Here is a 271-nt window from a genome sequence, read left to right on the forward strand (position 1 = left end):
CATGACCCATACCGCGTAAGCCCCGGCAATACCGGGTAGCCTTTGACGCAAAACATTGTGCCAACGGGCCAGCGTTTCCGGTCGCATCTGCAGCCGGCTTACCGCCTGATCAGCACCGTGCGGTTCACAAGACAAATCCTGCTGGCCGCTGTGACAATCGAATGCCTGAATCAGCAGCGGCAAGCGTTGCGGTTGATGCCGCGCGCACAAAGCCAGAAGCCACACGGCGGCCTTGGGATGCTGAAACCGACGCCAGAGTTCTATCCACCCT

Annotated in this window: 1 protein-coding gene; it reads left to right on the forward strand. The window is 59.8% G+C overall.

From position 1 onward, the window contains the following. Window positions 1-42 precede the first annotated feature (42 nt). A partial coding sequence (locus tag SB717_RS36035) for a hypothetical protein (RefSeq protein WP_410907788.1) occupies window positions 43-271 on the forward strand: 229 nt, incomplete at its 3' end.

It is taken from the genome of Priestia sp. SIMBA_032 (assembly GCF_046535215.1).
Lineage (GTDB): Bacteria > Bacillota > Bacilli > Bacillales > Bacillaceae_H > Priestia > Priestia aryabhattai.